General features: G+C 60.5%; 16 protein-coding genes. 5 read left to right on the plus strand and 11 right to left on the minus strand.

All coding sequences use genetic code 11. The features are described from left to right. Window positions 1–6 precede the first annotated feature (6 nt). Window positions 7–609 carry a GNAT family N-acetyltransferase gene (locus AC13QO_RS04150; protein WP_085777736.1) on the minus strand — a complete coding sequence of 201 codons (603 nt, stop codon included), beginning with the start codon at window positions 607–609 and terminating at the stop codon, window positions 7–9. A gap of 166 nt (window positions 610–775) precedes the next feature. Here AC13QO_RS04150 and AC13QO_RS04155 point away from each other — a divergent pair, with 166 nt between their 5' ends. The 3 genes from AC13QO_RS04155 (at window position 776) to AC13QO_RS04165 (ending at window position 3,974) form a co-directional block, all read left to right on the plus strand. Next, window positions 776–2,122, plus strand: coding sequence for an extracellular solute-binding protein (locus tag AC13QO_RS04155; RefSeq protein ID WP_488539982.1), 1,347 nt, complete (start codon window positions 776–778; stop codon window positions 2,120–2,122). Between the two features lie 125 nt (window positions 2,123–2,247). Then, the gene (locus AC13QO_RS04160; RefSeq protein WP_488539983.1) at window positions 2,248–3,141 is read left to right on the plus strand and encodes a carbohydrate ABC transporter permease; all 894 of its coding nucleotides are present in this window, start codon (window positions 2,248–2,250) and stop codon (window positions 3,139–3,141) included. Then, window positions 3,141–3,974: a carbohydrate ABC transporter permease gene (locus AC13QO_RS04165; protein ID WP_488539984.1), complete on the plus strand. Its 834-nt coding sequence runs from the start codon at window positions 3,141–3,143 to the stop codon at window positions 3,972–3,974. The genes AC13QO_RS04160 and AC13QO_RS04165 overlap by 1 nt, the downstream gene beginning before the upstream one ends. A gap of 20 nt (window positions 3,975–3,994) precedes the next feature. Here AC13QO_RS04165 and AC13QO_RS04170 read toward each other — a convergent pair whose 3' ends face one another. Genes AC13QO_RS04170 through AC13QO_RS04185 form a run of 4 tightly spaced genes read right to left on the minus strand, consistent with a single transcriptional unit; the run spans window position 3,995 to window position 8,599 of the window. After that, window positions 3,995–5,239, minus strand: a complete 1,245-nt coding sequence (locus tag AC13QO_RS04170) for an O-antigen ligase family protein (RefSeq protein ID WP_488539985.1) — start codon at window positions 5,237–5,239, stop codon at window positions 3,995–3,997. Then, complete coding sequence (locus tag AC13QO_RS04175; RefSeq protein WP_085777741.1) at window positions 5,236–6,798, minus strand: undecaprenyl-phosphate glucose phosphotransferase; 1,563 nt, start codon at window positions 6,796–6,798, stop codon at window positions 5,236–5,238. Before AC13QO_RS04175 ends, AC13QO_RS04170 begins: the two co-directional genes overlap by 4 nt. A 55-nt stretch (window positions 6,799–6,853) precedes the next feature. Beyond that, the gene (locus AC13QO_RS04180; RefSeq protein WP_085777742.1) at window positions 6,854–8,020 is read right to left on the minus strand and encodes a glycosyltransferase family 4 protein; all 1,167 of its coding nucleotides are present in this window, start codon (window positions 8,018–8,020) and stop codon (window positions 6,854–6,856) included. 3 nt (window positions 8,021–8,023) lie between these two features. Next, entirely contained in the window at window positions 8,024–8,599 is a 576-nt protein-coding gene (locus AC13QO_RS04185) for a polysaccharide biosynthesis/export family protein (RefSeq protein WP_085777743.1), read from the minus strand. Between the two features lie 188 nt (window positions 8,600–8,787). Between AC13QO_RS04185 and AC13QO_RS04190 the strand changes: the two genes are divergently transcribed. After that, window positions 8,788–10,953 (plus strand): GumC family protein, encoded by a 2,166-nt coding sequence (locus tag AC13QO_RS04190; protein ID WP_488539986.1) that lies wholly within the window; start codon window positions 8,788–8,790, stop codon window positions 10,951–10,953. Window positions 10,954–10,982: 29 nt separating this feature from the next. Here the strand turns inward: AC13QO_RS04190 and AC13QO_RS04195 are convergent, their stop codons facing one another. Together AC13QO_RS04195 and AC13QO_RS04200 are read right to left on the minus strand one after the other, a co-directional pair. Continuing rightward, window positions 10,983–12,224, minus strand: a complete 1,242-nt coding sequence (locus AC13QO_RS04195) for a GNAT family N-acetyltransferase (RefSeq protein ID WP_085777745.1) — start codon at window positions 12,222–12,224, stop codon at window positions 10,983–10,985. A 118-nt stretch (window positions 12,225–12,342) separates the two neighbouring features. Then, complete coding sequence (locus tag AC13QO_RS04200) at window positions 12,343–12,552, minus strand: DUF2842 domain-containing protein (protein WP_003573983.1); 210 nt, start codon at window positions 12,550–12,552, stop codon at window positions 12,343–12,345. Window positions 12,553–12,666: 114 nt separating this feature from the next. Here AC13QO_RS04200 and AC13QO_RS04205 point away from each other — a divergent pair, with 114 nt between their 5' ends. Then, window positions 12,667–13,770, plus strand: a complete 1,104-nt coding sequence (locus tag AC13QO_RS04205) for a COX15/CtaA family protein (protein ID WP_085777746.1) — start codon at window positions 12,667–12,669, stop codon at window positions 13,768–13,770. Between the two features lie 22 nt (window positions 13,771–13,792). On the opposite strand, the gene AC13QO_RS04210 is transcribed toward AC13QO_RS04205, so the two are convergent. From AC13QO_RS04210 to cml, 4 genes are all read right to left on the minus strand, one after another. Next, window positions 13,793–14,584 carry a sulfite exporter TauE/SafE family protein gene (locus tag AC13QO_RS04210; RefSeq protein ID WP_085777747.1) on the minus strand — a complete coding sequence of 264 codons (792 nt, stop codon included), beginning with the start codon at window positions 14,582–14,584 and terminating at the stop codon, window positions 13,793–13,795. 4 nt (window positions 14,585–14,588) lie between these two features. Further along, a complete protein-coding gene (argC, locus tag AC13QO_RS04215) occupies window positions 14,589–15,521 on the minus strand; it encodes an N-acetyl-gamma-glutamyl-phosphate reductase (RefSeq protein ID WP_085777748.1) in 933 nt (310 codons plus the stop codon). A 61-nt stretch (window positions 15,522–15,582) separates the two neighbouring features. Continuing rightward, a complete protein-coding gene (gene speB / locus AC13QO_RS04220) occupies window positions 15,583–16,545 on the minus strand; it encodes an agmatinase (protein ID WP_085777749.1) in 963 nt (320 codons plus the stop codon). A gap of 205 nt (window positions 16,546–16,750) precedes the next feature. Next, the gene (gene cml, locus AC13QO_RS04225) at window positions 16,751–17,941 is read right to left on the minus strand and encodes a CmlA/FloR family chloramphenicol efflux MFS transporter (protein WP_085777750.1); all 1,191 of its coding nucleotides are present in this window, start codon (window positions 17,939–17,941) and stop codon (window positions 16,751–16,753) included. Window positions 17,942–18,035 lie beyond the last annotated feature (94 nt).

Genomic DNA, 18,035 nt, shown 5'->3' on the forward strand with positions numbered 1-18,035 from the left:
AAATCCCTAGTCGATCCGCATTGCGAAGGCGACGCCGCCATCCCGTTCGAATTCCGAAAAGCCGAGGTGGCGGTAGAAGCCCCTGGCGCGTTCGTTGTTCGGATCGACGCCGAGATGTACGGCTCCGACCCCATGATCCCTGAGCGCCTGAAGCTCGGTGCTGATCATCCTGCGTCCCCAGCCGGCTGCCTGACGCCCGGGAAGAATATTGATGTGGAGATGCGCGGGGTACATGTCTTGAAGCCACGCCGTTCCGCTGCGGGGATTGTGAATTCGCTCGATCACGTCGGCGTCGCGCGGACGGGCGGGCGTCAGTCCCGCGATCTCCCGGCGCACGAACGGCCACCAGTTCGCCTGCAAGTCTCTGTCGAACGCGCTGGTATCCGGCGTGCCGACGACATAGCCGACCGGGCGGTCGTTCTGGACGAGAACAAAGGCGAAGTCTTTGGCGAATTTGAGATAGGGTACCGACCAGATGTAGCCGGGCAGATGCGGGTCGCTGTAAAGCGCGCTCGCATCGTCTCCGCCATTCGCGGTTTTCAGGCAGATGTCGAAAAGGGCGTCGATATCCGCATCAATCGCCGGACGGATGAAGCAATTGGTGTCCATCACATTGCCACCTCCTGCGGGGCTTTGTCATTTCAGGCCGCGAGAAGGCTGATGCATTGATGATTACCTCAGATTCGCCAGCCCGGCAAAGCTCTGAGGGAAGAAAACGTTCGGCCGGTGCGTGGCGCCCGGCCTGAACGGGGAGTGGAGAATAAACCGAATAAAGGTGGAACAGAGGAGAAGTAGCGTGAAATCGATCAACATTCTGTCGGCAAGCCAATGGAAGGCAGCTGTCGCGCTGACCGGCGCTGCGCTTGTAAGCTTCAGCCTTTCGGCGGCGGCGCGCGCTGACGATCTGGCTGTATGGGACGACCAGACCTATGAAGGTCAGAGTGCGGTCATCGAGCAACTGAACAAGGACTTCGAGGTTGCGCATCCCGGCGTTACGATCAAGCGTACCGCCCGCACATTCGATGACATGAAGTTGACGCTGAAGCTTGCGGTTTCGGCAGGCAACGGCCCGGTCGTCACGAAAGTCAACCAGGGCGCCGGCGATATGGGCGCGATGGTCAAGGAAGGACTGCTCCTGCCGGTTGACGACTACATCAAGAAATACAGCTGGGATAAGCGGCAGTCCGATTCCGTGCTGGCGCGAGATCGCTGGGATGGGCCAAAGTTTGGCGTCGGTAAGACCTACGGCATATCAGGCCTCGCCGAGATCGTCGGCCTCTACTACAACAAGAAGATCCTCGACGATGCCGGCATAGCGCTGCCGAAGACTTTCGAGGAACTCCTGGCCGATCTCGACAAGCTGAAGGAAAAGGGCGTTGCGCCATTCATGATGGGCAGCGCAAAGCAGCATCTGGCCCTGCACATGATTGGCGCCATCGATCAAGCCCATATCGACGCAAGCAATCGAGCCGAGCTTGATGATCTGATCTATGGCAGAGGCGGCTCCTGGAACACCAAGGGCAACATCGAATCCGCAAAACTGGTGCAGAAGTGGGCGCAGGGCGGCTATTTCTATCCCGGTTTCGAGGGCATTTCGGGTGACGACGCCGTCCAGCTCTTCATATCTGGGCAGGGCGCCTTCCTGATCTCGGGAACCTGGTATTTCGGCGATATGCAGCACAACCAGGATATCGGCTTCATGGCCATTCCTGCCCCGAAAGGCATTACTAAGCCGCTGAGCGTCGGCGGCGTGGATCTTGCGTGGGCGATAACGAGCCTTGCCAAAGATCAGAAAACGCAGGACCTGGCCGGTGAATATATCGACTACATGGTTTCGGAAAAGGCTGCCGAAACCTGGGCCAATGCCAGCTATCTTCCGGCAACGTCGCTTGCGGCGGATGCGAAGCCCAAGCTCACGCCGCTGCTGAGCGCCGGCATCGAGATGTGGAAGACGCTCAACGCCAATGACGCTCTCGGCCACTATCCCGATTGGTCGAGCCCGACGATGTTGAAGACAATCGACGATAACACGCCGCTTCTCCTGTCCGGCAAGCTCACGCCTGAAGCCTTTGTCGATGCCATGGACAAGGATTATCAGGCTTACCTGAAGGGTCAGAAATAAATGGCGCGGACGCAGGCCGCGACCGTCCGCGGCCTGCGTCCCGTCGACATCATTTCAAGAAATCAGCGCCGCGATCTCAGACTTGCTGCACGACGACCATAGCTTTGGCTTCATGGAGTACCGGAATGAAGCGCTCCCCACTTGATGGCTCCGAACATACCAATTGGATCTATCTCTTCCCCGGATTGCTGCTTTACGCGGCCTTTGTCTTCGGTCCGATTGTCGCGGCTCTGGGGTTGAGCCTAACCAGTTGGGATGGCTTGACCGTGCCCAAATGGGTTGGCCTCGGCAATTACATCGATCTCTTTTCCGATGATCGTTTTTACATCGCCTTGCGCAACAATGCCGAGCTGATGATATTCTACTGCGTCCTGCCGCTCGGGCTCGGCATAGGTCTTGCCGCCTGCGTCTGGAATCTGAAGCAACAAGAACAGCTCGCTCTGCGGACATTCCTGTTCCTCCCATATATCATGCCGACTGCCGTGTTGGGTATCATCTGGGCATGGCTCTACAATCCTGCATTCGGCCCGTTCAACCAGTTTCTGAGAGCAGTGGGCTTAGGCATGTTCGCACTCCCTTGGCTGGGAGATTTCAACTTCGTGCTTCCCGCGGTCGGGATCGTTGCCACCTGGTATTTCTTCGGTTTCTGCATGGTCATTTTCCTCACGGGAATTCAGCGCATCGATCCATCACTCTTTGATGCTGCGAAAGTCGATGGCGCTTCGGCGCGAAAGACGTTTTTCTGGATAACCCTGCCGCTTCTCATGCCGGAGATCAGGGTGGTTTTGCTGCTGACGGTCATCGCCTCGATCAAAAGCTTCGACCTGATTTTTACAATGACCCGCGGCGGACCCGCCAACGCCACGCTCGTACCGAACATCTACATGTATCAGCTCGGTTTCGAGCTCAATCGGTTCGGCGCGGCTGCGGCCATCGCCATTGTCGGCGCGCTGCTGACATTCGCAATCAATTTTGTAATTCACCGGCTGGTGGGCTCAAAAAGTAAAGGAATGGCTTGATGAGCCGTAAGTCCAACATTCCCGCCGCCCCGCTCTTTCTTCGCCTTGTCCTCTGGCTTCTTGCAGCTGTAACGATCACGCCGTTCCTGCTTCTGCTGCTGACCTCGATCAAGAGCAAGGCCGACGTTCTGCAGGGCGCATTCGCGCTGCCGGCCTATCCGCATTTCGAAAATTACCTTGATGCCTGGAACGCCGGGCATTTCAACATCTACTTCTGGAATTCGATCATCGTTGTCATTCCTGTCGTTGCGGCAAGCGTCCTTCTGGGCCTGCTGACTGGTTTTGCCTTCGCTTATCTGTCCTTTCCGCTAAGGCGCACCCTGTTCGCTATCCTGACACTCGGCATGATGGTGCCGGCGGAGGCCTTCATCATCCCGCTTTATTATGAAATGCGGTATCTTGGGTTGATCAACACCTATACGGCCGTCATCGTGCCGCAGATCGCGATGTCGATACCATTCTCGACGATCTTTCTTGCCAGCGCGATGCAGCAATTGCCGGAAGAAATTCTGGAAGCGGCCGTCCTCGATGGCGCGGGGCGATTCTATATTTTACGCAAGATCGTCGTTCCGCTGATGGTGCCGGCGATGTCGACACTGGCGCTGTTCCTGTTCATCTGGACCTGGAATGAGTTTCTGATTCCGTTCATTCTGGTGAATGACGATGCCTATCGGACGCTGCCCCTCGGCATGCTGTTTTTCCAGGGGCGCTATACCGTCAACACGCCGGTTCTGACCGCTGGTGCCGTCATTGTCATCGCCCCGCTAATACTGACCTATCTCGTTTTCCAGCGGCGGTTTATTGCCGGCTTGACGGCAGGCGCGACGAAATAGCCCCGTGATCAGGCGGCAGACTAAGCCGTTCCTTTGGGAGTTCGGCCTCGCCTGTGGCGCACTTCCAGCGCCGCGCAGCCCCAGACCGTGCCGAAGAGCAGATAGACATGGCGCCAGTGGTCGATGTCGATGACGTTGCCAATCGCCGCGTGGCCGAGAACGGATATCCAGGCAATCATCAGGAAGGGTTGCCAGGGTCGGTCGTGAAGCAGGTTCCGGAAACCCAGGATGAGCGTCCAGAGGAGCATTCCGACATAGCTGACGAAGCCGAGCCAGCCATAGGAGGTGAGCGACTTCAGCCAGATGTTATGCTCGTCCTCGGGAAACATCGTGCCGAACACGAGCGGGCCGATGCCGAGCGGGCGCTCCATCATCATGGTGAAACCGATCCTGTGGCGCTCGAAACGGCCGAGATATTCACCATCATACTGCTGCACAAGCTGGGCGCGTGTCGAAAACAACTCCGCGACCTTTGGGATCTGCAGCGCCACGAGCAGCGATGCGACCAACAAGATGATCGCGGCCAGCGACAGGATCAGCACTCGCAAGCGGAAGGCGCCGCTGCGCTCCTTCAGCAGCATGATGAAAATCAACAGCATGACGCCGAGCGCAAAGAGACCCCAGGCGGCGCGGGAAAAGGAGAGAAATATGCCGAGGGCAATCACGAGAAGGGCGGCCGCCTTCAACGGCGATTTCTTCAGATCGCCGACCAGAATGCCGTGGACGAGATGGAGCGACGGGGGCACCAGGAACGGGCCGAAGACGTTCGGGTCCTGGAACGCGCCTTTGGCGCGATCATAAAGAGTAAATACTTCCGAGCCCGGAAAGGCGTGGAAATAGCCGAGCACGCCGAGCGCCGACGTGACGACGGCAGCCATGGTCCAGGCGTTGAAGATCAGCGGCAGCCGCTTATGGCTGTCCTCGATGATCGCCGCGTAGAAAACCGCGGTCAGCGCCAGGAAGGTCGAGACGGCAATATACATCGGTGCCGTTGCGAGGTCCTTCATCTGGGTCAGCGACAGCATGCCGCCGATATTGAAAGTGAGCAGCAGGGCAAGTAACGGCGCAACGCTGCGCGAAATTCTGAGGCCCAGGATGAACCAGAGGCCAATCAGCCCCGCCATCCACAGTTCATAAGGCGCCGGCTCATCGATGACAAACCCGGAGAGGAAAACGCCAAAGGCAACGAAGGCCGAGCCGATGAGCCGCAGCGCCGCCCGTTGCGGCTGGGCGACACGCGAATATGTCGCCTCGACCGCGCTCAATAGGCGTTTTCCGTGTTGAGCAGCCGGATCGGCGTCAGGAATAGGATTTTGAGATCGAACCAGAGCGACCAGTTCTCGATGTAATAGAGGTCGTAGGCCGTGCGGAACTTGATCTTCTCGTCATTGTCGACCTCGCCGCGCCAGCCGTTGATCTGCGCCCAACCGGTAACGCCCGGCTTGACGCGGTGGCGGGCGAAATAGCCTTCGACGACATCGGCGAAGGCGCGGTCGCGCGCCTGGGCAAGAACCGCATGCGGACGCGGACCGATCAGTGAGAGATCTCCCCGCAGCACGTTGAAAAGCTGCGGCAGCTCGTCGATCGAGGTTTTGCGGATGAACCTTCCGACGCGAGTGACACGCGGGTCGCCCTTGGTCACCGCGGCCTTGCCCGTAGGATCGGCCATGTTTGTGTACATCGAGCGAAACTTGAAGACGTTGATGACTTCGTTGTTGAAGCCGTGACGCTTCTGCATGAAGAAGACGGGGCCTTCCGAGGTCGCCTTGATGGCGATCGCGGTTGCGGCCATCAGCGGCCAGAGCAGCGCAAGCGCGACCAGAGTGAAAAAGATGTCGAAGCCGCGTTTGGCGACGGAATCCCAGTCGCGGATCGGCATCTTGAAAATGTCGAGCATCGGAACAGCGCCGACATGCGAATAGGCGCGTGGCCGGAAGCGCAGGCGGTTGGCGTGCGCCGCAAGCCGGATATCGACCGGCAGGACCCAGAGCTTCTTCAGGAGATCGAAGATACGCGCCTCAGCCGAAAGTGGCAGGGCGATGATCAGCATGTCGATGCGCGTCAGCCGCACGAATTCGACGAGTTCCGCCACTGTGCCGAGCTTCGGGTAACCCGCGACCATGATCGGCGAACGCTTCTCGCCGCGGTCGTCGAAGATGCCGCAGATGCGGATGTCGTTGTCGGCTTGTTGTTCGAGGATCCGGATCAGCTCCTTGGCCGGTTCGCCGCCGCCGACGATGACGGCGCGCCGCTCCATGATGCCGTTGCGCGCCCAATTGCGGATGCCGTAGGCGACAAGGAAACGCTCGGCAGAGAGAAACAGCACCCCGGCGGCAAACCAGGGAACATAGGCATCGGCCATCGCCCATGTCGTGCCACGAATGAGCGCAAACAGGCCGATGGTCAGCACAAGCGCGATCGTCCATGAAGCAAGAATGCGTGGCATCAGCCGCAGCTTCGCCCGGAGTGCGGGAATGGTATAGGTATCGGCAAGCTGCAGGGCGATGACGGTCGAGGCCGAAGCGATCGCGGCCATGCCTGCCCGCACCAGCAGGGGATCGCTGCCGTCGCCGGGCCAGAAGTAGTGGACGATCAAGGCAATCAAAAAGAGCGCCAGGAATTCCAGCAGCCGCAATTGGCCGATAATAATGACAGGCGAACGGGTACCGTCGCGGAACTGTTCGGCGATCTGCCGGGCATAATGATTGATTTCGACCGGTTCGGCGGAGTGCGCCTGACCTGCGTTGCGGCGCGCCTCGATGTCGGAAATTTGCTTGCGCAGCGCTTCCACGTCGAATTGATCGCTTTTTTCCAATTTGTTCATGGGGTTTTATCGCTCGTTGTCAGCAAGCGAATACCAGAAAGCCCCTAAGAAATATTTACAGGGCGACGGACACTGCCTGTCCGGCGGGATTGACGAGTTCATGGTACAGCTTCAGCACATCCTGAGCCATCACCGTGGAGGAAAACACGGCCTTTACCGCCTCATGCGACGGCATTGTTCTGGCGTGCCAGCCGGGCGTGCTGAGCGCTTCCGCCATGACGCGGGCGAGATCGTCGGAATTGCCTGGCTCGACAAGAGCCGGACTGTCCTTGCCGAGCACTTCGGGAATGCCGCCGACGCGGCTGGCGATGATCGTCTTGCCGGCTCCCAGCCCTTCGAGCACGATATAGGGCATGGCTTCGGCGCGAGAGGGGACGACGAGATTTTGCGCCATGGCAAAGGCTTCGTGGATACGCATTGCCGGCAGCATGCCGATCCGTTTGCCGAGGCCGCGCTCGATCATCATCTCGCGGTAGCGGTCCCGGTCAGGTCCGTCGCCGATCATCAGCGCCGAAAGGGGCCTGCCGAGCAGCCGCTCGGTCTTGGCGAAGGCATCGACAAACAGATCGGGACCCTTGAGGTCCCGAAGCATTCCGACATAAATGAAATGCACGGCATCCGACCGGGTGTGGATCGGCTCGAATTCACGCTCTCCGATGCCGTTATAGATCAGTTTCGTCTTCGTCCGCGGCTTGCCCACCTTGCGGGTATAGGTGTCGCGCTCGTATTCGCAGATGAAGACCAGCGCATCGGTGAAATATTCCTGCAGGCGCTCCATCCTGAGGACGAACTGTCCTGTGAATGAGGAGCGCGAATAATGCAGGCTTCCGCCATGCGCGGTATAGAGGCGGGCTACGCGATACCTGTTCACCCGCAGGGCTGAGCCGGCAAGTCGCGCGAGCACGCCGCCCTTGGCGCCGTGCCCGTGCAGCACATCCGGCCGCAAACTTTTAATCTTCTTGTACGTATCCCACATCGTCGCGATATCGGACGGGCTGACCGAGCGGCGGATCGGCACGCGCGTCAGGCCGAGCGAGAGATATGGGCGGATATCGTCGAACAGTCTGTCCTCGTGCTCGCCGCCGGTCGAGCTGTCGCAAAGGATGCCGATGTGATGGCCCGCCTTGCTGTGCTCCTCGACCAGATCGCGGACATGGCGGAAAATTCCGCCGACCGGCGACCTGAAGCAGTGGAGAATGCGGAGCGGCCTCTCTCTTGTCATTGCTCAGAAGAGCCGTTCGCGAACGTAGATCGTGTCGCCGGCGATGATCGGGCCGGATATGTTGATGCGGCCGGTCAGGACCTGTCCGTTTATCTTGCGGGTGACATCGACCATGCTTTGGTTGGCGCGGCTGGAGAAGCCGCCGGCAACGGCGATGGCATTCTGTACGGTCATGCCCGGAACATAGGCATATTGGCCGGGCTGCCCGACTTCGCCCATGATGAAGATCGAGCGGTAGCGGTCGACGTCGATGGTGACATCGGGATCGCGAAGATAGCCCTGCTGCAGTTTCTGGGCGATCTGTCCTGAAAGTTGCTGCAGGGTTCGGCCGCGGGCAGGGACCTGGCCGATGAGGGGGAAGGCGATATAACCGGCCTGATCCACAGTGTAGGTATTGGTCAGGCTCTGCTGGTCGAAGACGGTGATGCGCAGCCGGTCGCCGCTATCAAGCGTATAGGGCTGGATGGTCGCCTCGTTGAAGGCTTTCGGAGCCGGCTTATACGTAGTGCATCCGCCCAATGCTGCCGTGATGGCTGCAAGGCTCAGGGCCAAAAGGATCTTGGGCGGGGCGACAGACATCCGCTTGTGCTCACAGAAAATGAACTCGGTGCAGCCGTTATCGATCCGTTAGGGTTAATGCCCGGTAAAAGGCGTATGACAATTCGCCAGTTCTTTGCCGATCGCCGCTATTCTTGGCAGGATCTCCATTAACCGTTGCGTTACCATGGTCGTTTACGCTTGCGGCGATTTTGTTGTGGAGTAAGAGCATGTCCGGCGTAGTGCGTGATCAGGATGTGGACATCGACCTCGGCCAGCTGGTTCGCGCCGTTTGGGCGCGCCGGCTCAGGATTTTTACGATAACGCTCGCGGCGGCCGGCGTCGCCTTTGCCGGCGCCAAGATCATCTCGCCGCAATATCGCAGCGAAACACGCATCCTTATCGAACCCCGCGCACCGGCCTTCGCGAGTACCCAGCAAGCGAGCGACGCCGGCGGCGGGCCGCTGATGGACGAGCTGAATATCGCCAGCCAGGTGCAGCTCCTGCAATCGGCCGATCTCCTCAAGAAGGTGATCAACGACCTGAAACTCTACAATCTGCCGGAATTCGAAGATGCCGCCAACGGCTCGGCGATGAGCAGCATCCTGGTGAAGCTGCATTTGAAGAAGAATCCGATCGAGAACCCGCCGGAAGAACGGGTAATCGACGCTTTCGTCGAGCGGCTGCAGGTCTACCAAGTGCCGGGTTCGCGCGTCATCGGCATCAATTTCACGTCGAAGGATCCGAAGCTCGCGGCCGCCATCCCGAACGCCATGGCGAATGTCTACCTTTCCACCCAGAGCGGCGCCAAGCTCGCCTCCAATTCGGAAGCGACGCGCTGGCTCGAGCCGGAGATCGAAAACCTGCGGCAGAAGGTCAGCGAGGCCGAGAAGAAGGTTGCCGAATATCGCACCAACCACGGTCTGCTGCAAACGAACGGCACGACCACATTCCCCACCCAGCAGCTTAATGACATCTCCGCAGAACTCACCCGCGTGCGGGGCGACAAGGCCAATGCCGAGGCGAGGGCGCAGGCAGTGCGCAATGCGCTGTCATCGGGCGAAGCCTCCGATACGCTGCCTGACATCATGTCTTCCCAGGCGATCCAGCGGCTGAAGGCGACGGAATCGGGCCTGCAGTCGCAAATATCGGATCTGCAAACCAGCCTTCTCAACAGTCACCCCCGGCTGAAGAGCCTGCGTGCCCAGCTCTCCGATATTCGCGGCCAAATCCGCCAGGAGACGCAGAAGATTCTGGCCAGCATCGAAAATGAGGCGAAGGTTGCCGACCTCCGCGCAAGCGAGCTCGAGCGCCAGAAGGACGCGGTTCAGGCCAACAGCGCCCGTGCCGGCGAAGACGAGGTTGGCCTCAACGCGCTGGAGCGCGAGGCAAACGCCCAGCGCCAGCTGCTCGAAACCTATCTGGTTCGTTACCGCGAGGCCGCCTCGCGCGCCGACCGCAATTCCAGCCCGGCCGACGCCCGTATCGTGTCCCGGGCAATCGAGCCGGTCGATCCCTATTTCCCGAAGGTGGTGCCGATCGTTGTCGTCGCCGCCGTCGCGACGCTGATCCTGAGCGCCATCGTCACCATGCTCGCCGAACTCTTCAGCGGTCGGGCGCTTCGTGCCGTCGATATGTCCCGTAACGCAGTCAAGGCGGAAATGGCCGCGGAAGACAGGGAAGTGGCGCAGGCCGCCCCGGCCGCCAGAAGGCTCGTCCAGCCGAGCATGCTCGCCGTTGTCACGGAGGATGACGGAAAGGACGGGATCGAAGAAACGGCGGCCGCCGAAGAGGCGCCGGAGGACGACAACGAATTTTCCATTGCCTCCGTTGCGGACTACCTCACGGGCAGCCGCGCGCCGCTGGCAATCGCCATATCTCCAACTGGTGACAACGGTTCGGCGGCGACTGTTGCGTTGACGCGCATGCTCGCCGATGCCGGCCGCCGCGTCGTTCTGATTGATATGACCGGCTCCGGCTATCCCACAGAACTGATGGCCGAGGACCAGACAGCTCTTGGTGTCACCGATCTGCTGTGCGGCGAGGCCGCCTTCGGCGACACGATCCATGGCGATCGGCTTTCCGATGCCCATCTGATCCCGCAGGGCCAGAGCGACGTGCGCCGCGCCATGCGCGGTGTCGACCGGCTGTCGCTGCTGCTCGATGCGCTCGCCGCCGCCTACGACGTCGTGGTGGTCGAATGCGGTGCGGCCGATGTCGCCGGCGTCTCGCGGCTGACGCGCAGCCGGGATGTTGAAATTATCCTCTCCCTGCCGCAGCTAGAGGAGACGATCTTCGTTACCCTGATGACGGAGTTCCAGGCGGCGGGCTATCAGCGCGTCGTGCTGATGTCGGGCGGCCAAGCGGACGAGCAGGAGCTCGGGCAGGCTGCCTAGAGCATGTCGCGCGAAAGTGTTCAGCGATTTCAGCCGATCCGTGCGCGGATGCCTTGGGCCAATTTATAGAGTTTGGGACGCGCCTTGATATGCGCCTTGCTACGGGTGACGATCCGGTGCGCGGCGCCTGCGGCGACTCCGAACGGCGAGACCGGCAGGACCACATCATAATGCTCGGTCTCCACTGGTGCCCAGGAACGCTTGTAGGTCTGGTCGCCGAGGCCGAAATCGAACAGCGCGACACCTCTGCCATGCAGCCCTGCGATCGCCTGCCAATATAGGAACTCGCCGGGGCTTGTATCCGGTACAAGGTCTTCGTCGATCGCCCCGAACTGGCATATGACATGGTCGCCCTTGCGCGAAATCCCTGATATCGCGGCGATCCCGTCTTTATTTTCACCCTTCAGCCGCAGCGCATGCATCTGCAGGGCGAAATATTGTCTCGCATCATCTTGCTTGCCGATGAGGCCGTGCAGGAAGGCCTGTGTTTCGCGATCGGCGAAGACGTCGGGCAGGCCAAGGCTCGCGAAGCGGGCACTCTTCAAGCGGAAGAAGATGTCGAGCAGGTGGTGTTGCTCTTGCGATGTTTGTGGAATGACGTAGTCGACGCCCCCGGCTGCTTCCAGACGCCTCGACTGAACGCGGAATTTCTTACGTCGGCTCTTGGCGTTGAGCTGCTTCAGCGTCTCCTCGAAATGGGAGAGCAACGGCAATTGATAGGCGTGGTTCTGGTTCTGCACCATCGGCAGTCCGGTGAGCGGGGTCTGCCGCCCGCGCCATTCCAGCGGGACGTTTTGCAGCAGCAGCAGATCTGCATGGCCCTTCAAGGCCTGCCGAAGCTGCGCCGCGAACTTCTGCGCGTCGATGCTGCCGCCACTTTCGGCAAAATTGCCGGAGAACAGACCGGTATTGATATTGCTGTGATCGGCAGCGATGAACTTTGCGACGGTCAATCCACGGGATTTGACAATCTCGATCGGCAGAATGAAGGCTGTCTCGCCGGCATAGGTGCCCTTGAGAATTGCCAGCGGCCGCTGAAAGGCATTCACCCAGGCGGCGCACCAATCGTAGCTTTGATGAAGCGAATGGAGATCATCGACCTCCAGAGCCCGCCAATCATCCTCCAATGGCTGCATCGCGTCGAAAACCGAGATGTCGATTTTTGCCATGGCAAGTTTCATACTCACCTGGCGTAGGCGTGAGATCGCCATATCGGCGAGCGCGCCATCATCTGACGACTGTTCATCAATATCGAACTTTTGCGTCTGCACGGGGACTCTCCGGTCAAAATGCTGACCGGGAAGGTAGGTGTGCAGGACATATATTTGGTTTAACCGCCGCCCATCCGCGGGGTTTTCCGCCGATCACGGTTATTCGGCCGTTAATGGCCTACTGTTGCCGCGGCCCGGCCATCCACTTGATGATCACCATTGCCGGCAAGACCCAAAGCAGGCCGGTCAGCAGGAAATAGAGCAGGTGCCCCCACCAGGGGGCGTTGCCGAGCGTCGCCACCGCGATCGTGTTCGCCACCAGCGCATAGACGAGCACAAGCACGATGATAAGGATCGTGCCGATGAATTTGCGAAGGCGGACGGGCATTGTTTATCTCTTGTATGGGTAGCGCGGAGCGGCGCGACGGCATGCCGCAAAGCTTCGGGGCTTGTTTTGCATGAGCCGGTGGGGCAAATCAACTGCCGGATAGAAGGAGACATCATGGCCGTCGCGAACCTCACCACGGAACAGGCGATCCTGAGCGAAGTACGCAAGCAGAACCGCGACCGCCGCGCCTTGCGGCTGTGGCTCGGCTTTGTGCTTTTGGCGCTCTTTTGTCTCGTGCTCGTCGGAGGGGCAACGCGGCTCACCAATTCCGGCCTCTCGATCACCGAGTGGAAGCCGATCCATGGCGTCGTTCCGCCGCTGTCGGCCGCGGAATGGGAAGAGGAGTTCCGCCTCTACCAGCGCATTCCCGAATTTCAGCAATTGAACAGTTCCATGACCGTCGACGAGTTCAAGAGCATCTTCTGGTGGGAATGGGCGCACCGGCTGATCGCCCGCGGCATCGGCGTGATCTTCGCGCTGCCGCTTCTTTTTTTCTGGCTGACGGGGCGGATCGAGAAACGCCTGCGCTGGCCGCTCGTCGGCATCCTGGCGCTCGGCGGCCTGCAGGGTTTCATCGGCTGGTGGATGGTGTCCTCAGGCCTTTCCGTTCGCACTGATGTCAGTCAGTACCGGCTGGCGACGCATCTCGTCATGGCCTGCCTAATCTTTGCCGGCTGCATGTGGATCATGCGCGGGCTGTCGCCGCACTCCAACGATCCGGCGCCGGTACGCAGCTCGCGCGGCTTCGCTGCCGTGATCGCCATTTTCGCGCTGTTCCAGATCTATCTCGGTGCCCTGGTGGCGGGACTCGATGCCGGTTTTTCCTACAATACCTGGCCATTGATGGATGGCGCCGTCATTCCCTCCGATCTGCTCATTCAGCAGCCCTTCTGGATCAATGCCTTCGAGAACCCGAAGACAGTGCAGTTCATCCACCGCATCGGCGCCTATACGCTCTTCGCACTGGTGCTGATCAACATGGTAATCGCCCTTCGCGCCGCACCCTGGACCACCCATGCCCGCCGCGCCGTCGTGCTTTTCGCGCTGGTGACCGTTCAGGCGGCGATCGGCATTGCCACGCTGCTGATGCAGGTGCCGCTTCACTGGGGCCTGCTGCATCAGGCTGGCGCGCTTGTTGTATTCGGTTTCGCCGTCGCCAACTGGCGTGGCTTTTACGGCGAATACCCGCACGAGACGACGATCACCGAACGCGATTGAAAGCGGGAGGCTGTCATTCGTTCTAACGCAGCACGCCGTCGAGCAGCGGCATGCCGATGATGGCTGCCGCTGCGATCAGCATGTAGCAGGCGATGCGGAAGGTCCGCTCCTCGGCAAGCCCGAACAGTTTCGAGCCGCCATAGAGACCCAGCGCATAACTCGGCAGGATAACGACGGTGAGGGCGAAGACAGCGGGCACGAACAGACCGCCGATATAATAGCTGATGGTGCTGAAGACGGACGAGATCGAAAAATACAGCACGACATTCGCTCTGACGCGCGCGAAGTCGCTCTTGCCGCCGAGCCAGTAGGCAACGACAGGCGGTCCGCCGAGCTGCGCGGCGCCGCTGAAAAGTCCGGCGATCAGGCCGACGCCGCTGCTGAGCGGCGTTGACGGCGCGCCTTGGTAGCGCCATCCCGATACGAGAAGCGCGAGCAGGCTGATGGCGATGATCGTGATGCTCCAGCGCAGCAGCGCCGGGTCGAGCAGCGCCAGCAGCGCCGTGCCGGCCGGGACGCCGAGTGCCGCACCAGCCGCCATGACGAAAACTTCGGACCGGTTGGCGTCGCGCCAGGCGGGTGGGATCATCCCAAGTGTGGCGATGCCGTCGATGACGAGCAGGATCGGCGAGACCAGCTTCGGGCCAACGATGGCGCCGCCGAGCGGGACTAAGATCAACGCTGCGCCGAAACCGGAAAAGCCGCGGGCTAGCCCCGCGATCAAGGCAAACGCCATCAGCGCATAAATGCCGTGACCTGGCAGGGCGGCGGCAAACCACGTCTGCATGTCGGCGACAAGCCTATCCAGCATCATGGCCTTAGCTGGCGAGCATCAGGTCCATGTTCTGCACGGCAGCACCCGAGGCACCCTTGCCGAGGTTGTCGAGCAGCGCCACCAGATTGACCTGGGAACCACCCGGCGTACCGAAGACGAAGAGTTTCATCGTGTCCTTGCCCTCGAGCTCGACGGCGTTGACGCGGGGGAGCGCCTTGCTTTCGGCGAGCGGCACGACGGTGACGATGCCCTGTCCGGCATAATGGGCAACCAGTGCCGCGTGGATGCTTTCCATCGTCGCGCCCTCGGCGAGATCGTCGAGATGCAGCGGCACCTGCACGATCATGCCCTGTGCGAATTTGCCGACCGACGGCGAGAAAATCGGTGCGCGGTCGAGTAGGCCGTGCACGGTCATCTCCGGCACATGTTTGTGAGTGAGCGCCAGGCCATAGAGGAAATGCGGCGCGGTGATCGCATCCGGATGATCCGGGTTTTCCATCTGCGCGATCATCTGCTTGCCGCCGCCGGTATAACCGGAAACCGCGTTGACCGTCACCGGATAGCCATCCGGCAGAATGCCGGCGGCGCGCAGCGGCCGAATGAGGCCGATCGCGCCTGTCGGATAGCAGCCGGGATTGGAGACGAAACGGGCGGCCTTGATTTTGTCGGCCTGTGCACCGTCCATTTCGGCAAAGCCATAGGCCCAGCCGGAATTGACGCGGAAGGCCGTCGAGGTGTCGATAACGCGGACGTTATTGTTGCCCGAAACCATCTGAACCGCTTCCTTCGACGCGTCGTCGGGCAGGCACAGAATGGCGATATCGGCGCTGTTCAGCATGTCCTCGCGCATGGCGGCGTTGCGCCGCTCGTCCTCGGGAATGGACAGAAGCTCGACATCGCGGCGGCCGGCCATGCGCGTACGGATCTGCAGACCCGTTGTACCGTGTTCGCCATCGATGAAGATTTTCGGTGCCATGTTAGACCTGCGCTTTCAATGGGTTCTGAGGATTTCCGGCTTCAATTTGAACGATGATAAATCAGCCTTGTGACGCCGCAATGGCGCGTCGCTCGGCGTGAAGGCCAAGCATATACATTGCCACCGTTGCCCCCGCAATGGCGGTGATATCGGCATGGTCGTAAGGCGGCGACACTTCGACCACGTCGGCGCCGCGGATATCGAGTTGGTGCAGACGCTGCAGCACCGAGAGGATCTTGGCGCTCGACGGACCGCCGGCAACCGGCGTGCCGGTCCCTGGGGCAAAGGCAGGATCCAGGCAATCGATATCGAAGGTGAGATAGGCGGGGGCGCCGCGCGTATGAGAGATGATCGCCGAGGCAATGTCGCCGCCGCTCATCTCCTCGACCTGATGACCATAGAGAATATTGATGCCGCAATCCTCCGGCGCATGGGTACGGATGCCGATCTGAATCGAGCGGTCGGGATCGATGATGCCTTCACGCACGGCCCGCGCCACGAAGGAGCCATGGTCGATGCGCCGCTCTTCGTCGAACCAGGTGTCCTGGTGAGCGTCGAACTGCACCAGCGCGAGAGGCCCGTGTTTTGCGGCATGGGCTTTCAGCAGCGGCCAAGTGACGTAATGATCGCCGCCCAGCGTCAGCAGAAAGGCGCCGCTGTCGAGGATCGCATTGGCCTGGCGTTCGATGGCGCCGGGCGTGTCCTGATGGTTGCCGTAGTCGAGCAGGCAATCGCCATGGTCGATCACCGCCATGTCGGCAAACAGTTCGCGGTTGAAGGGATATTGCGCATCGTTGTCGAATATCGCCGAGGCGCGCCGAATCGCCTGCGGGCCGAAGCGCGTGCCCGGTCTATTCGATGTGGCGGCGTCGAAGGGGATGCCCCAGACGGCGACATCGACGCCGGCAAGTTCTTTGGTGAAGCGGCGGCGCATGAAGGACAGAGCGCCGGCAAAGGTGGGATCGCTGGCGGCCGAAGTGAGGTTGGTCGCTGTGAAGGCATGATCGATGGTCTTGTTCGCCAAAGGGGGCTCCTTCTCTGGCCGCGCTAGCATAATCGCATTCGATGTCGACCTTATATCGCCTGGCCACCGGTCACGACTGACCGATCCCGAAAGGAATGGATGTTTCCTTTCGGGGCAGGTAAGGGGTAGGCGAGGTGCGCCGAGATTTCAAGCGATCCCCGCTTGACGGTCGCTCTGCGGTTGGCGCTGCCGCAATTCTGCGGCCTCAGACGGCCTTCCGGGCAAGCTGGCGCAATCCAGCCAGGGTTATCAGCGCTGCCGCCCCGGTATAGGCCGCCAGCGGCCAGGCCGTGTCGCCGTCGAGCAGAATCACGAACAATGTGCCTGCAGCACCGACCAGCAGGCTTTCGACGCAGAAGTAGAGCGCCACGGCCGTTCCCGCGCTATTGCCGAATGCGGCAAGCGCACCATTGGCCGTAACGGCTGTCGCAAAGACAATGCCGATGGCGATGATCCACATCGGCAGAATGAGGCGGACAAGCGGTTCCTGCAAAAACATCTCTCCCATGGCAAGCATCACCGCGCCGACAAGCAGCAGCGCCATGCCTCTTGCGAGGCTGCCTGCGATGCCCCAGCGTGTGATGAAGCGTTTGGCAAGGCGCGCCGTCACAATCATCACCAATGCCACTGAAGCAAAGATGAAGCTGAAGCTGATGCCGGAAAAACCGGCCCGATCGATCAGGATGCGGGGCGCGGTCGAGAAGAAGACGAAGAAGGCTCCCATCGCTGCGCTGAAGCCGGTCGTGTAGATCCAGAAGGGAAAGCTCGCGAGGATCGGACCTATTGCGATGGTTGTCGCCGACGTAACAGGGCGGGTTTCATGCCAGCGCCTGATGGCATTGAGAGTTGCAATGATCGACAGCAGGCCGATGACGAGAAAGATGGCTCGCCACCCATAGTGGTCGGCAATCACCGCGCCGACGACCGGCCCGAACGCAGGCACAAGCGATAGCAGCGAACCGAGCAGGCTATAGATCACGCTGCTTTCCGGCCGCTCGGCGTAGACGTCGCGCACTGTTGCGAAGGTGGCGACAAGAGCCGCCGAGGCGCCGATCGCCTGCAACAATCGCAAGGCCACGAAGAGAAGTGCGGATGAGGCCCCGGCAAGCAGACAGGACGCAAGGGCAAATAGTGCCGCCCCGCCGATCAGCACGGGCCGCCGCCCGACGATATCGGAGATCGGACCAAAGACAATCTGGCCGACGCCGAGCACAAGCATATAGAGGCTGAGGGTCAACTGGACGACTTCAGGCGAGGTGCCGAGCGCCTGGGGCATCGTCGGCACAACCGGTAGATATATGTCCATGGCAAGCGACGCCAGGATGTCGAAAGGAGCCATCAGCAACAAGCTTGCCGGCACGGAATAATTCCACGACGGAATTTTCGGATAAGACATGGGTAAGATCCGCTCAAATGATTTCATTCGGCGGCGATCTGTCTTTCATCAGTATCGGATTTTTTGGGACAGATGCCGCAACAACAGCGCAAAG

The sequence above is a fragment of the Rhizobium sp. CNPSo 3670 genome (assembly GCF_057784555.1).

Bases quoted from the DNA above. Each gene is read 5' to 3' on its own strand.
- AC13QO_RS04150 (WP_085777736.1), bottom strand. From the start codon at position 609: ATGGACACCAATTGCTTCATCCGTCCGGCGATTGATGCGGATATCGAC.
- AC13QO_RS04160 (WP_488539983.1), top strand. From the start codon at position 2,248: ATGAAGCGCTCCCCACTTGATGGCTCCGAACATACCAATTGGATCTAT.
- AC13QO_RS04165 (WP_488539984.1), top strand. From the start codon at position 3,141: ATGAGCCGTAAGTCCAACATTCCCGCCGCCCCGCTCTTTCTTCGCCTT.
- AC13QO_RS04175 (WP_085777741.1), bottom strand. From the start codon at position 6,798: ATGAACAAATTGGAAAAAAGCGATCAATTCGACGTGGAAGCGCTGCGC.
- AC13QO_RS04180 (WP_085777742.1), bottom strand. From the start codon at position 8,020: ATGACAAGAGAGAGGCCGCTCCGCATTCTCCACTGCTTCAGGTCGCCG.
- AC13QO_RS04185 (WP_085777743.1), bottom strand. From the start codon at position 8,599: ATGTCTGTCGCCCCGCCCAAGATCCTTTTGGCCCTGAGCCTTGCAGCC.
- AC13QO_RS04190 (WP_488539986.1), top strand. From the start codon at position 8,788: ATGTCCGGCGTAGTGCGTGATCAGGATGTGGACATCGACCTCGGCCAG.
- AC13QO_RS04200 (WP_003573983.1), bottom strand. From the start codon at position 12,552: ATGCCCGTCCGCCTTCGCAAATTCATCGGCACGATCCTTATCATCGTG.
- AC13QO_RS04205 (WP_085777746.1), top strand. From the start codon at position 12,667: ATGGCCGTCGCGAACCTCACCACGGAACAGGCGATCCTGAGCGAAGTA.
- AC13QO_RS04210 (WP_085777747.1), bottom strand. From the start codon at position 14,584: ATGATGCTGGATAGGCTTGTCGCCGACATGCAGACGTGGTTTGCCGCC.
- argC (WP_085777748.1), bottom strand. From the start codon at position 15,521: ATGGCACCGAAAATCTTCATCGATGGCGAACACGGTACAACGGGTCTG.
- cml (WP_085777750.1), bottom strand. From the start codon at position 17,941: ATGTCTTATCCGAAAATTCCGTCGTGGAATTATTCCGTGCCGGCAAGC.